The organism is Herbaspirillum sp. ST 5-3, assembly GCF_004804275.1.
Taxonomy (GTDB): Bacteria; Pseudomonadota; Gammaproteobacteria; order Burkholderiales; family Burkholderiaceae_D; genus Noviherbaspirillum.
Genome location: NZ_STGI01000014.1, coordinates 1 through 13,002, shown reverse-complemented (window position 1 = coordinate 13,002; position 13,002 = coordinate 1). Strand labels below are relative to the sequence as shown.

Below are 13,002 nucleotides of genomic sequence, written 5' to 3'. Positions count from 1 at the left end.
TTTCGTGGCTGGACAGCTTATTGAATCTTGGCTTTCTTGCGCAGGCCTTCCTGGTATGCCTGCAGTTTCTTCTGCTGCAGTGATTCCGCGATCTGCGGCTTTACTTCGTCGAGCGTCGGGATCTTTGCGGGGCGGACATCTTCCAGCTTGATCACGTGATAGCCGTATTGCGTCTTGACCGGGGTTTCGGTGATCTGGCCTTTTTGCAGACCGACCATCGCATCGGAGAACGGCTTCACAAACGAGGCCGGCGATGCCCAATCCAGGTCGCCGCCGTTGCTGGCAGAACCAGGATCCTTCGATTGCTTCGCAAGTTCTTCAAACTTCGCGCCGCCTTTAAGCTTTGTGATGATCGCCTTGGCGTCGTCTTCCTTCTCGACCAGGATATGGCGTGCATGGTATTCCTTGTCGCCGGCCTGTGCCTTGAACTTGTCGTACTCAGCCTGGATCTCGGCGTCCTTGACCGGGTTCTTCTTCAGGAAGTCCTGGACCAGAGCGCGAATCGCGATGGACTGGCGGGCGATCTCAACCTGGTTCTTGACGTCCGGGCTGTTGCTCAGGCCTTGCTTGTCCGCTTCCTGCATCAGAACTTCGCGGTTGATCAGCTCTTCCTTGACCATCGCGCGCAGTTGCGGGGAATCCGGCTGGCCCTGCGCTGCCAATTGCTTGATCATCGTGTCAGCACGCGAAGAGGGGACAGGCTTGCCATTGACGACGGCGAGGTTCTGGGCCATGACGGGTAGCGCAACGGCGGCAACAAGCAGCATCAGCAAGCGAGCAGGTTGTAATGTCATTATCTGTTCCTAAAATTACAGTGTAAGAATGAGGTTGAGAAATAAGGGCGCGTCTATTTTAATGCTTGTGACGCTTCAGACGGCGCTAATGCGATGATGTTGAGAGCGTGTATATCGCTGTGCATCATGTCACGGAGGCAATCATACACCAGCCGATGACGCGCTACGCGATTTAACCCATCAAAACGCTCGGAAACGATCCTGACTTTATAGTGACCGGCGCCCGATGCGGCGCCTGCATGGCCGGCGTGCAGGTACGATTCGTCTTCCAATTGACATTCGAGGGGTGCGAAAGTTGCAATCAGCTTGGCCCGCATTTTTTCGATACGATCGCTCATCGTGAATCCTTTACATATTTCGACAAAAACAGACTCTGAGCAATCACGAACGCGAACATCATGCCGGTGAAGCCGAACAGTTTGAAATTGACCCAGGCGGCGGTGGAAAAATTGTAGGCGACATACAGGTTGATCAAACCCATTACGCCAAAGAAGCCGGCCCAGGAAAGGCTGAGCCGCTGCCACACCGAATCGGGCAGGCTGATCTGCTTTTCCATCATCATGCGAATCAGATTCTTTCCCACCAATGCCTGGCTCACCAAGAGCGCGCCACCGAAGCACCAGTAGAGCACCGTCGGCTTCCACTTGATGAAGGTTTCGTTGTGAAAGTAAATCGTGGCGCCGCCGAACACCGTGATGATGGCGAGCGACACCCACAGCATGGTGTCGACTTTCTTGCCGCGGAGTAGCAGATAGAGAATTTGCGCAAGCGTGGCGAGTATCGCAATGGCGGTGGCCAGCATGATCGGCGCCTGCGTTGCACTGGCGACGCCGCCGTTCACGAGGCCGGACAAGTATTGCTGCGCCAGCGCCTGGGCCGCATCCGGGTTGCTTTCACCCCATTTGAACATGGAGAAAAACAGGATGACCGGGAAGAGATCGAACAGAAACTTCATGTCGGGTTAGGGTCTTTCATCATTTGGGTTCGAAACGCAAGGATGCGGAATTGATGCAATAGCGTAATCCGGTTGGCGGAGGGCCGTCCGGAAATACGTGCCCGAGGTGGGCGTCGCAGACATTGCACAGAATTTCGGTGCGTATCATGCCATGACTGCGGTCGACGCGCTCGGAAACATGTTCCGGGTTGAGCGGCTTGAAATAGCTGGGCCAGCCACAGCCGGAATCAAACTTGGTATCCGATTCAAAGAGAGGCGTGCCGCAGCAGACGCAGGTGTAAATGCCGTGCTCATGATGATCCCAGTATCGGCCGGTGAATGCGCGTTCGGTCGCGGCATGTCGGGTGACCTCGTATTCATGCGGATCGAGCGTCGCGCGCCATTCCGCATCGGTCTTGACGACTTTCTTGTCGGTCATGATGAACAACTCACTTCAAGTTCGCTGGCCCAGTCGGGCGGGAGATCGGCGTATTTTTCGTTTTCCGGCTGCTCGTCGAAGGGCTTTTCCAGCACTGCGAACAATTTTGCAACTTCGGAAAAGTCCTTATTTTGCGCCTTTTCTATCGCGATTTGGGCGAGATAGTTGCGCAGCACGTATTTCGGATTGACCGAATGCATGCGCTGGCGACGCTCGGTGTCCTTGCTGTTTTCCTTGCGCAGGCGCGCCCGGTACTGGATTGCCCACGCATCGAATGCGGGGCGATCAATGAACAGATCGCGCAATGGCTCGTCGGCGGATGGATTGTCGACTTGCAGGTCGCCGAGGCGGCGGAAGAACAGGGTGAAATCGGCATGTGTGTTCTGCAGCAGCGAGAACATGCCTCCGACCAAAGCGCTGTCGTCCGGCTCCAGGGTCTGCAGACCGAGTTTTGCGTGCAACAGATCATCCAGTTTGGCGTCGAAGGCTGGTTTGTAGTTTTCCAGCACTGCGTGCGCGTCGTCGGGTTCGCCGATCAGCGGCAGCAGCGCCTGGGCCAGGGCGAAGCAGTTCCACTGTCCGATTTGCGGCTGCATGTGATAGGCGTACCGACCTTGCTGGTCGCTGTGATTGCAGATATGGCGCGAGTCGAAGGCTTCCATGAAACCGAACGGCCCGTAATCGATGGTGAGACCGAGGATCGACATATTGTCCGTATTCATCACGCCATGCATGAAGCCTACTGCCTGCCATTGCGCGATCAACTCGGCGGTACGACGCGTCACTTCTGCGAGCAGGGCTTGATAAGGATTCGGCGCGTCACGCAGGTCGGAATAAAACCGGTCTATCACGTAATCCGCGAGCGTCTTCAATTCTGCGTGGCGATCCGTGTAATACCAATGCTCGAATGAGCCGAATCGAACGAAACTCGGCGCCATGCGAGTCGCAACCGCGCTGGATTCCGGCAGTTCGCGCATCACGAGCATGTCCGAACCGACCACGCAGAGCGCGCGCGAGGTCGGGATGCCAAGCGCCGCCATCGCTTCCGAACACAGGAATTCGCGGATAGACGAGCGCAGCACAGCACGGCCGTCGCCCATTCGGGAGTAGGGGGTCAACCCGGAACCCTTGAGCTGCAACTCCATGCGGCCCGATGTGCCCGATTCGTCCGTGTCGCAGACTGGGACGTCGCCCAGGAGAATTGCGCGGCCGTCTCCAAGCTGCCCAGCCCACACGCCAAACTGATGGCCCGAATAGACGGCCGAGAGCGGAGCGGAGCCGGGTATCAGTCGATTGCCGGCAAACACCTCGATAAAATTCTCTTTGGCGAACTCGGCAGGGTCCAATCCAATCAGTTCGGCTGCGCGGGCACTTGCTCCAACCAAATAGGGCGAAGAAACCGGGGTGGGCCGCAGCTGCGTATAAAACGCCGGCGGCAATCGCGCGAAAGAGTTTTCAATCGGCAAGGTGTCCACGCGATGGAGGCCGATATTACATTCAGGTGCATTCATAGCGATTCCATGTCCTCAGGCGCGTTTGTGCGCCGCTTGCTTCCTGGCGGTGGCCGATGCAGCGTGGTCCGGATAGGCAACTTTGTTCAGGGCCTCCGGTTGTTTGATGGAGATGCGGCCATATTGCGTCTGCACCAGGCCTTTCTGCTCCCATATGTGAAGCAATTTGGAAATGCTTTGTCGCGACTTTCCCAAAAGATGTCCCAGCTCTTCCTGCGTCAATGGCACCTCGCGTCCCCCCGGAATGGTAGCCACGTTCATCGGCGACGGCTTGATATGCGCCAGTTCCAGCAAGCGTCGGGCAAGGCGCTGCTGCAAGGGCGCGATCGAGGCTTCCTCCACGAGGTCAAATGTTGCGCGCAGACGCATGCTGAGAATCTTCGCAAACCGCTCGCAGATTGCCGGGTAGCGCGCCACAAGGCGCTTGAAATCAGCCTTTGAATGAAACAGGAGGACCGTCGGTCCGAAAGCGTGTCCGTCGTGGGAACGCGGCATGCCATCGAACAGCGACATTTCGCCAAACCAGTTGGGCGCATCGAATACCGCAATTGTCGTGGCGTGGCCGTCAGCGGTCGTGCGGGTAAAACGTACCGAACCGCGCGCGATCGTGTACAGGCCGTCGGCGGCAGCACCGCGGGCGAGGACGAGCGTGCCGTCCTCGACTGCACGAAGCCTCCCGCAATCCGCCGCTTCGGCGATGGCCTGTTCAGGCAAGCCGGCGAGCCATGACTTGCGCAGCAGGGCGGCCTTATCGATGTCATCGACGGTTCTGATTGGCATGAGAAATGTTAAAAAGTTGACAGTGTTGGGTAGCGCTATCTGTTGATACTGCATTCAGCGCCTTGGCTTGGTCGTCAACAAGCCAGGGCACCTTACGTTATTTTGACAGAGAAGGGCACGACCCATATGAACGCACCTGAAACGCTTACCATCCCGTCGGTCAAGGACAGGGTCTCCGCCGAAGAATGGCAGGCCCGTGTCGATCTGGCAGCCTGCTATCGGCTCGTCGCGAATTTTGGCTGGAGTGATTTGATTTTCACTCATATCACCGCGCGTGTTCCGGGAACGGAGGGCCAGTTCCTGATCAACCCTTACGGATTGATGTTCGACGAAATTACCGCATCTTCGCTGGTGAAGATCGATCTTGATGGCAACAAACTCGACGAGTCGCCATTTCCGGTCAATCCGGCCGGTTTTACTATCCACTCGGCGATTCACTCGGCAAGGCACGACGCACAGTGTGTGCTGCACGTTCACAGCATCAACGGCGTCGCTGTGTCCGCGCAGAAGAATGGATTGCTGCCGATCTCGCAGCAGTCCATTTTTGTTTTGTCCAGTCTCGCCTATCACGACTATGAAGGCGTAGCGCTGAACGCCGAGGAAAAGCCTCGCCTTGTCGCCGACCTGGGCGAGAAAAATTATTTAATGCTTCGCAATCATGGATTGTTGACATTGGGCAAAACGGTTGCTGATGCCTTTGTCAACATGTATGTGTTCGAGGCGGCCTGCATGATCCAGATACGCGCGCAGTCCGGCGGAGGAGACCTCATCCCCATCCCTGCGGAGATCATCAACGGCGCAAAACAGCAGGCAAAGACTGTGACGAAATCCCAGGGAGGCATGCTGGCCTGGCCCGGTTTGCTCCGACGGCTGGATCGCATCGATCCTTCGTATCGCACTTGAACAGGAAAACAAAACATGGAGACAGACATGCACGCTCGCGCCGCATTCCGGGACATGCAGGAGAGTACCGCGGAAGACTGGAAAATCATTTCCGACGAATTCAAACCCTATGCAGCTGCGCTGCCCGACCGTGTGCTTGCGCACCTGCGCCTGCTGGATGGAGACTGCGGCGGCTTCCCGGTCGATCGCTTGACGCACAGCCTGCAGACCGCCACTCGTGCCTGGCGCGACGGCAGAGACGAGGAATACGTCGTCTGCGCATTGCTTCACGACATCGGGGACACCCTTGGCAGCTTTAATCATCCCGATATCGCGGCCGCGATCCTGAAGCCCTTTGTGAGCCCGGAAAATCATGCGATGGTGGAAAAGCACGGCATTTTCCAGGGCTATTATTTCTTCCATCATCTCGGTATGAATCGCAATCTTCGCGATCAATTCGCCGGCCAGTCGCTTTACGACACGACGCTGGAGTTTTGTGAAAAGTATGATGCACCGGCTTTTGACCCGGCATACGACACCTTGCCGTTGGACTTTTTCGAGCCCATGCTGCGCCGCGTAATGGCCCGCCCGAAAAATACCATCTACAAGAAAGTTGCCGAATGAAACGTCGCGTGAGGGACATTGATGCGATGCACCATCGAAAGTCATTGACGATATTAGTACGGTCGTTCAAAAATCACGCTATAAATTTAGTGGCAACACTCTAACTAGAAGCAGGAGGCAGCATGTCGCAGTATGTAAAGAGCCCCTTGATGGGCCAAATGATGAGCCAGCCGTTGCTCATCTCCAGCATCATTCAGCACGCGGACCGCTACTTCGGTGGCAATGAAATCGTGTCTCGCCGTGTTGAAGGTGATATTCATCGATACACATATCGCGACTGCCACAAGCGTGCACGCCAAATGGCGAACGCACTCACCGGACTTGGCGTGAAGATGGGAGATCGTGTTGCGACATTGGCGTGGAACGGCTATCGCCACATGGAGTTGTATTACGCGATCTCCGGTTCCGGCGCTGTCATGCACACCATCAATCCGCGTCTGCATCCCGAACAGATTGCCTATATCGTCAATCACGCAGAAGATCAGTACCTGTTCTTCGATATGACTTTCCTGCCGCTGGTCGAGGCGTTTGCCGCAAGCTGCAAGACGACCAAGGGCTTCGTGATGATGTGCGACAGGGATCGCATGCCAAAGGAATCCAGGATCGCGAATCTGATGTGCTACGAGGATCTGATCAACGACAACTCCGATCAGTATGCATGGCCGGTATTCGACGAGAATTCCGCGTCCAGCCTGTGCTACACCTCGGGCACCACCGGAAATCCGAAGGGGGCACTCTATTCGCACCGCTCGACCGTGTTGCATTCCTATGCCTCTTGCATGCCGGACGCGCTGAACGTCTCGGCGCGGGATTCGGTGCTGCCGGTTGTTCCGATGTTCCACGTGAACGCGTGGGGTCTGCCATATTCCGTACCGTTGACCGGAGCGAAGATGGTGTTTCCGGGAGCGGCTCTGGACGGCAAATCGATTTATGAATTGTTCGAGCAGGAGAAGGTCACGTTCTCCGCGGGCGTACCGACTGTATGGCTTGGCTTGCTGAATCATGTAGGACAAAATAACCTCAAGTTTTCTACCTTCACGCGTACTGTCATTGGTGGCTCCGCCTGTCCTCCTGCGATGATGAAAACCTTCCGTCATCAGTACGGGGTTGAGGTGGTTCACGCATGGGGCATGACCGAGATGTCTCCACTCGGGACTGCATGCACATTACAAGGACATCATTACGATTTGCCGGAAGAGCAGAAGCAGGCTATCCTTGAGAAGCAAGGGCATGCGATCTTCGGCGTGGACATGAAGATTGTCGACGACGAAGGCAAGGAACTGCCTTGGGATGGCACGACCTACGGCAACCTGCTGGTAAAGGGGCCATGGATCATCAGCAGCTATTTCAAGGGGGAGGGCGGTGACGTACTGCAGGATGGTTGGTTCCCGACGGGCGACGTCGCGACGATCAGCCCTGACGGTTACATGCAAATCACCGACCGCAGCAAGGATGTGATCAAGTCGGGGGGAGAGTGGATAGGCTCGATCGACCTGGAAAATATCGCAATGGCGCACCCATCGGTGCAACAGGCTGCGTGCATCGGCGTCTTCCATCCAAAATGGGACGAGCGCCCCCTGCTCGTCGTGGTGAAGAAACCCGGCGCGGAAGTCACCAAGGAAGAGCTGATCAAATTCTATGACGGCAAGATCGCTAAATGGTGGACACCCGACGACGTCGCGTTTGTCGATGCTCTGCCAATCGGCGCCACCGGCAAAGTCTTGAAGAACCGGATTCGCGAGCAATTCAAGGAGTACAAACTACCCACTACCTGAGATGATGAAGTAGAAAAGCAGAAGCCAATCAGCCATCGTTCCATAACTAAAAGCACCTTCGTAAGGAAAAGAGACAAATGATGAAAAAGATTCGTCCCCTCGCACTGGCGTTTTCCGTGGCAGCTGCATTTGCGCCGTCCGTCCATGCAGACACCATCAAGATCGCAATGATCGAAACGATGTCTGGCGCATTTGCTCCAATCGGTCAAAATCAGTTCAATACCTTCCGTATGTTTACCGAGATGGCCAATCAGCAGAAGTGGGGTGGCAACCATACCATCGAGGTGAATGCGTTCGATGGCAAGGGTAGCCCGCAGGAGTCGCTGAACCAGCTCAAGACGGTGATTGATCAAGGCTATCGTTATATTGCGCAAGGCAACGGTTCAGGTGTCGCGCTGGCGCTGATCGATGCAGTCAACAAGCATAACGAGCGTAACCCGGGCAAGGAAATCGTTTTCCTCAATTACTCCGCGATTGATCCTGACCTTACCAACAGCAAGTGCAGCTTCTGGCATTTCCGCTTTGATGCGAACTCCGACATGAAGATGGAAGCACTGACTTCCTACATGGCGAAAGATCAAAGCATCAAGAAGGTCTACATCATCGGCCAGAACTATGCGCACGGCCACCAGGTCACGCGTGCGGCGAAGGAATATCTCAAGCGCAAGCGTCCGGATGTGCAGATTGTCGGCGACGATCTCCATCCGATTGCGACAGTGAAGGACTTCTCACCGTACATCGCAAAGATCAAGGCATCCGGCGCCGATACGGTCATTACCGGTAACTGGGGCGCTGACCTCGCTTTGCTCGTCAAAGCCGCGAAGGATGCAGGCCTGACCGCCAAGTTCTACACCTACTATGCTGGCACCTCGGGCGTGCCGACCGCGATGGGTGGTGCTACTGCGGGCATGGTGAAGCAGGTCGCCTACTGGATTCCGAATAACGAATCCTTCTCCGGCAAGGAAATCGTCGAAGCATTCAAGAAGAAGTACAACGACGACTTCTACGTCTCCGACCTCTACACGGTTATCGAGATGGTCGCGAAGGCAGCCAAGGAAACCAATTCCGTCGATCCGGTGAAAGTTGCATTTGCAATGGAGGGCATGAAGGTCAAGGCGGTCAACGGTGACGTTGAAATGCGCGCAGTGGACCATCAGTTGCAGCAGCCGCTCTACATCTCCACTTGGGCCAAGGTCGACGGCAAGAAAGTCAAGTACGACCAGGAAAATACCGGCTACGGTTGGAGCATGGATCAGAAGGTCGAGAGCTATGTTGCCACTCAGCCGACTTCATGCCAGATGAAGCGTCCGGCCCGTCCGTCCTAAATTCTCACATCAAAATCGGCATGGTACTGAAGCAGTCCATGCCGATCTCCGCTGTCTAGCAGCGGACAAAAAAATATAGCCATACCTTATCGCGTAGTGCCGCTTGATATTCAGGAGGTACTGCGATGCAAGCGATGCAGCCGTCGGGGAGGAGCGATACGGCGGTCGGCTCACGGCCTTTCAGACCACACCATACTGATGTACGCGTGAAGGGAAAAGACCATGACAGACACTAGCTGAAACCTCGAAAGTTCAATGCTTTACACGGGGTATATCCATCGATAAGCTGTACGCACAAAACCTATAAGGAAGAGACAAATGGCTACTCACTTCAAATCCCTGATCTTTCCGGTCTCATTGGCTGCCGCGTTTGCCATCCCCGCGACAGCCAGTGCCGATGTAGTGAAGATGGCGTTCATCGATCCGCTGTCCGGTGCCTTCGCGCCGGTCGGGCAAGGCATCCTCAAGAGTTGGCAGTTCATTGCGGAGAAGGCCAACGCCGAAAAGTGGGCAGGCCCGAACACGTTTGAAATTGTTGGCTTCGACAATAAAGGCAGCCCGCAGGAATCGCTCAGCCAGCTCAAGTCGGCGATCGACCAAGGCTATCGTTACATCATCCAGGGCAATGGCTCGGGTGTCGCTTTAGCGCTGGTTGATGCTATCAACAAGCACAATGAGCGCAATCCCGGCAAGGAGGTTCTGTTCCTCAACTATGCGGCGGTCGATCCCGATCTGACCAACAGCAAATGCAGTTTCTGGCACTTTCGCATTGATGCCAATTCGGACATGAAGATGGAGGCCATGACCTCTTTCATGGCCAAGGATCCGAATATCAAGAAGGTGTACATCATCGGCCAGAACTATTCGTTCGGCCACCAGGTGACCCGCGCCGCGAAGGAATACCTGAAACGCAAGCGCCCCGACATCCAGATCGTGGGCGATGACCTTCATCCCATCGGACAGGTGAAGGATTTCTCGCCATACGTGGCGAAAATCAAGGCGTCGGGTGCGGATACGGTCATCACCGGCAACTGGGGGGCCGATCTGGCGTTGCTGATCAAGGCAGCGAAAGAAGCCGACCTGAAGACGAACTTCTACACCTACTATGCCAGTACCACCGGTGTGCCGACCGCGATGGGTGCCGCAGGCGCCGAGCGCGTGAAATATACAGGCTACTGGAACGTGAACAACGAGAAGTTTGTCGGCAAGGACCTGGTCGAAGCGTACAAGAAGAAGTACAACGACGATTACTATGTCATGGCGACTTACACCGGCTTGCTGATGATGGGCAAGGCTATCAAGGAAACCAAGTCGACCGACCCGGTGAAAGTCGCGTTCGCACTGGAAGGCATGAAGGTTCAAAGCCTGAATGGTGAAGTCGAAATGCGCAAGTCGGATCACCAGTTGCAGCAGCCTCTTTATATCGCTACATGGACCAAGGTGAATGGCAAGGATGTGAAATACGATCAGGAAAACACCGGCTACGGCTGGAAGACGGATGTGAAACTCGACTCTTATGTCGCGACACAGCCGACCTCCTGCCAGATGAAACGTCCGTCCTGATTTTTTTGTTGGGGCAGCGTGCCGGCATGCGTCGTCACGCTGCTTTTTTGCGGGTTGAAAATAGTACGGCCGTACAAGAATTTTGAAATAGGGGTTGCTTCGTGGAGTTCACTTTAATTACCTTACTTAACGGCTTGAGCTACGGGCTCTTGCTGTTCATGTTGTCTGCAGGTCTGACTTTGATTCTGAGCATGATGGGCGTGCTTAATTTCGCGCACGCCAGTTTTTACATGCTCGGCGCTTACTTCGCCTATGCGATCAGCTCGGTGGTCGGCTTCTGGCCGGCACTGGTGATTGCGCCGTTGGCGGTCGGACTGATCGGCGCGCTAGTCGAACGCTACGGGTTGCGTTCGGTACACAAGTACGGCCCGATTTCCGAGTTGCTGTTCACCTTCGGCCTGTCCTATGTGATGGTCGAACTGGTGCAACTGGTATGGGGCCGCGCTGCCGTACCGTATCCGATTCCCGCGGAACTGGACGGCCCGCTGTTTACTCTCTACACGACCACGTTCCCGACTTATCGCGGATTCATGATGCTGATCGCCCTGCTGATGCTACTGTCGATCTACCTGGTGCTGACCAAGACCCGTATCGGATTGGTGATCCAGGCTGCGCTGACGCATCCCGACATGGTCGAGGCGCTGGGGCATAACGTTCCGCGCGTGTTCATGCTGGTGTTCGGCGGCGGTTGTGCTCTCGCTGGCCTGGCCGGTGTCATTGGCGGCAATGCGTTCGTAACCGAGCCGGCGATGGCGGCCACGGTGGGCAGCATCATTTTCGTGGTGGTGGTGGTTGGCGGCATGGGCTCGCTCGTCGGTGCCTTGCTCGCCTCGCTGCTGATCGGCGTCCTGCAGACATTTGCCGTGGCTCTCGACTATTCGTTTATCAATCTGTTTTCGTTGGTCGGTGCGCAAATCACCAGCGACACGTTCGGATATCCACTATGGAAACTGACAATTTCTCAGGTCGCTGCAATCCTGCCGTACTTGCTGCTTGTACTGATTCTGATCTTCAGGCCGCGTGGCTTGATGGGCACGCGTGAGGGCTGAACCAATGAATACTTTAGCAATGACAAACAGCCTGACCTACAAACCGATGAATCTGGCGCGCTGGATCATCTGGGGCATGTTCGCTGTGATCCTGATCGTGGCGCCCCTGATTTTCAACAAGGGCGCCTCGCTTTCCATCCTGTCGCAAATGGGCACGCTGATGATTTTCGGCTTGTCCTACAACATGTTGCTGGGGCAGGGCGGCATGCTCTCCTTTGGCCATGCGGTGTATTCCGGCCTGGGTGCGTTCTTCGCCATCCATGCGATGAACCTGGCGACGGCCGGCAAGATCTGGATGCCGGTGAGCATGATCCCGCTGATCGGCGGGCTGGCCGGGATGGTCTTCGGCATCCTGTTCGGGTACGTCACCACCAAGAAGTCCGGCACAACCTTTGCGATGATTACCTTGGGGATCGTGGAGCTGGTGTTCGCCTGTTCATTGATGTTCCCTGAATTCTTTGGCGGCGAAGGCGGCATTTCCACCAACCGGGTTTATGGCGAGCCATTCCTCGGCATCACTTATGGTCCGCAGATTCAGGTGTATTACCTGATTGCGTTCTGGCTGTTCCTGGCAACCGTGGGCATGTATGCGTTCACGCAGACGCCGTTGGGACGCATCATCAATGCGGTGCGGGACAACCCGGAACGCGTCGAGTTCATCGGTTACGACACGCAATGGGCGCGCTACCTGACCTTGATCCTGTCCGCGTTCTTTGCGGGCATCTCGGGCGGCCTGTCGGCGATCAATTTTGAAATCGTCACGGCGGAGAACGTCAGTGCGATCCGTTCCGGCGCCGTTTTGCTGTTTACCTTCATCGGGGGCATCGGCTTTTTCTTCGGACCGATCCTGGGCGCGATCATCGGCGTGTTCCTGACTGTGATGCTGTCCGACTACACCAATGCGTGGCAATTGTATGTCGGCGTGTTCTTCATCATCATCGTGATGTATGCACCGGGCGGCGTCGCGAGCATTCTCATGCTCAATCTGCGACTTGCAAAATACGGCAAGTTCAAGCGCGTGTGGCCGCATTTGTGGGCAGTATGCGCAATGGGAGCGGTTGCGCTGCTTGGCGTGGTGATGATGATCGAGATGCTGTACCACTTGACACTTGAATCGGTCAACGGGACTGAGATGAAGCTATTCGGTTTTATCGTTGACACTGCTGCGCCGTCCGGCTGGTTTGCGGCGCTGGTGCTGGTGGCAATCGGCGGATTTGGCGTATGGCATGCAAGGAAGGCATTTCAACAGGCGTGGGGCGAAGTGAGTACCGAAATTGAAGAACTGATCCGGAGGGCAGAAGCATGAACGCGCTGGCCCTCGAATTG

The 13,002-nt window shown here is 55.8% G+C and carries 13 protein-coding genes; 7 read left to right on the top strand and 6 right to left on the bottom strand.

Features of this window, described 5'->3' with window-relative positions:
- Nucleotides 1–17: 17 nt before the first annotated feature.
- The 6 genes from E6W33_RS21820 to E6W33_RS21795 are packed head-to-tail and all read right to left on the bottom strand — an operon-like array spanning nt 18 to nt 4,458.
- The gene (locus E6W33_RS21820; protein ID WP_136419484.1) at nt 18–794 is read right to left on the bottom strand and encodes a peptidylprolyl isomerase; all 777 of its coding nucleotides are present in this window, start codon (nt 792–794) and stop codon (nt 18–20) included.
- A gap of 53 nt (nt 795–847) precedes the next feature.
- Nucleotides 848–1,132, bottom strand: a complete 285-nt coding sequence (locus E6W33_RS21815) for a BolA family protein (protein WP_136419483.1) — start codon at nt 1,130–1,132, stop codon at nt 848–850.
- Entirely contained in the window at nt 1,129–1,749 is a 621-nt protein-coding gene (locus E6W33_RS21810; RefSeq protein WP_136419482.1) for a septation protein A, read from the bottom strand. The genes E6W33_RS21815 and E6W33_RS21810 overlap by 4 nt, the downstream gene beginning before the upstream one ends.
- 19 nt (nt 1,750–1,768) lie before the next feature.
- Nucleotides 1,769–2,167, bottom strand: a complete 399-nt coding sequence (gene msrB, locus E6W33_RS21805; protein WP_136419481.1) for a peptide-methionine (R)-S-oxide reductase MsrB — start codon at nt 2,165–2,167, stop codon at nt 1,769–1,771.
- On the bottom strand, nt 2,164–3,678 hold the full coding sequence (locus E6W33_RS21800) for a protein adenylyltransferase SelO (protein WP_136419480.1): 1,515 nt from the start codon (nt 3,676–3,678) through the stop codon (nt 2,164–2,166). The genes msrB and E6W33_RS21800 overlap by 4 nt, the downstream gene beginning before the upstream one ends.
- 15 nt (nt 3,679–3,693) lie before the next feature.
- Nucleotides 3,694–4,458, bottom strand: coding sequence for a Crp/Fnr family transcriptional regulator (locus tag E6W33_RS21795; protein ID WP_168798715.1), 765 nt, complete (start codon nt 4,456–4,458; stop codon nt 3,694–3,696).
- Between the two features lie 126 nt (nt 4,459–4,584).
- On the opposite strand from E6W33_RS21795, the gene E6W33_RS21790 reads away from it, so the two are divergent.
- The 7 genes from E6W33_RS21790 (at nt 4,585) to E6W33_RS21760 (ending at nt 12,982) form a co-directional block, all read left to right on the top strand.
- Nucleotides 4,585–5,361 carry a class II aldolase/adducin family protein gene (locus E6W33_RS21790; RefSeq protein ID WP_136419603.1) on the top strand — a complete coding sequence of 259 codons (777 nt, stop codon included), beginning with the start codon at nt 4,585–4,587 and terminating at the stop codon, nt 5,359–5,361.
- 27 nt (nt 5,362–5,388) lie between these two features.
- Nucleotides 5,389–5,964, top strand: a complete 576-nt coding sequence (locus tag E6W33_RS21785; RefSeq protein WP_136419478.1) for a phosphohydrolase — start codon at nt 5,389–5,391, stop codon at nt 5,962–5,964.
- Nucleotides 5,965–6,086: 122 nt separating this feature from the next.
- The gene (locus E6W33_RS21780; protein WP_136419477.1) at nt 6,087–7,739 is read left to right on the top strand and encodes a 3-(methylthio)propionyl-CoA ligase; all 1,653 of its coding nucleotides are present in this window, start codon (nt 6,087–6,089) and stop codon (nt 7,737–7,739) included.
- An 80-nt stretch (nt 7,740–7,819) separates the two neighbouring features.
- Nucleotides 7,820–9,064 (top strand): branched-chain amino acid ABC transporter substrate-binding protein, encoded by a 1,245-nt coding sequence (locus E6W33_RS21775; protein ID WP_136419602.1) that lies wholly within the window; start codon nt 7,820–7,822, stop codon nt 9,062–9,064.
- A gap of 318 nt (nt 9,065–9,382) precedes the next feature.
- Entirely contained in the window at nt 9,383–10,627 is a 1,245-nt protein-coding gene (locus E6W33_RS21770) for a branched-chain amino acid ABC transporter substrate-binding protein (protein ID WP_136419476.1), read from the top strand.
- A gap of 101 nt (nt 10,628–10,728) precedes the next feature.
- Nucleotides 10,729–11,676 carry a branched-chain amino acid ABC transporter permease gene (locus E6W33_RS21765; protein ID WP_136419475.1) on the top strand — a complete coding sequence of 316 codons (948 nt, stop codon included), beginning with the start codon at nt 10,729–10,731 and terminating at the stop codon, nt 11,674–11,676.
- 4 nt (nt 11,677–11,680) lie between these two features.
- On the top strand, nt 11,681–12,982 hold the full coding sequence (locus E6W33_RS21760) for a branched-chain amino acid ABC transporter permease (protein WP_136419474.1): 1,302 nt from the start codon (nt 11,681–11,683) through the stop codon (nt 12,980–12,982).
- The last annotated feature ends 20 nt before the right edge of the window (nt 12,983–13,002 follow it).

Excerpts from the sequence above, each read along its gene's own strand:
- E6W33_RS21820 (WP_136419484.1), bottom strand. The coding sequence starts at position 794 with ATGACATTACAACCTGCTCGCTTGCTGATGCTGCTTGTTGCCGCCGTT.
- E6W33_RS21815 (WP_136419483.1), bottom strand. The coding sequence starts at position 1,132 with ATGAGCGATCGTATCGAAAAAATGCGGGCCAAGCTGATTGCAACTTTC.
- E6W33_RS21810 (WP_136419482.1), bottom strand. The coding sequence starts at position 1,749 with ATGAAGTTTCTGTTCGATCTCTTCCCGGTCATCCTGTTTTTCTCCATG.
- msrB (WP_136419481.1), bottom strand. The coding sequence starts at position 2,167 with ATGACCGACAAGAAAGTCGTCAAGACCGATGCGGAATGGCGCGCGACG.
- E6W33_RS21800 (WP_136419480.1), bottom strand. The coding sequence starts at position 3,678 with ATGAATGCACCTGAATGTAATATCGGCCTCCATCGCGTGGACACCTTG.
- E6W33_RS21795 (WP_168798715.1), bottom strand. The coding sequence starts at position 4,458 with ATGCCAATCAGAACCGTCGATGACATCGATAAGGCCGCCCTGCTGCGC.
- E6W33_RS21790 (WP_136419603.1), top strand. The coding sequence starts at position 4,585 with ATGAACGCACCTGAAACGCTTACCATCCCGTCGGTCAAGGACAGGGTC.
- E6W33_RS21785 (WP_136419478.1), top strand. The coding sequence starts at position 5,389 with ATGCACGCTCGCGCCGCATTCCGGGACATGCAGGAGAGTACCGCGGAA.
- E6W33_RS21780 (WP_136419477.1), top strand. The coding sequence starts at position 6,087 with ATGTCGCAGTATGTAAAGAGCCCCTTGATGGGCCAAATGATGAGCCAG.
- E6W33_RS21775 (WP_136419602.1), top strand. The coding sequence starts at position 7,820 with ATGAAAAAGATTCGTCCCCTCGCACTGGCGTTTTCCGTGGCAGCTGCA.
- E6W33_RS21770 (WP_136419476.1), top strand. The coding sequence starts at position 9,383 with ATGGCTACTCACTTCAAATCCCTGATCTTTCCGGTCTCATTGGCTGCC.
- E6W33_RS21760 (WP_136419474.1), top strand. The coding sequence starts at position 11,681 with ATGAATACTTTAGCAATGACAAACAGCCTGACCTACAAACCGATGAAT.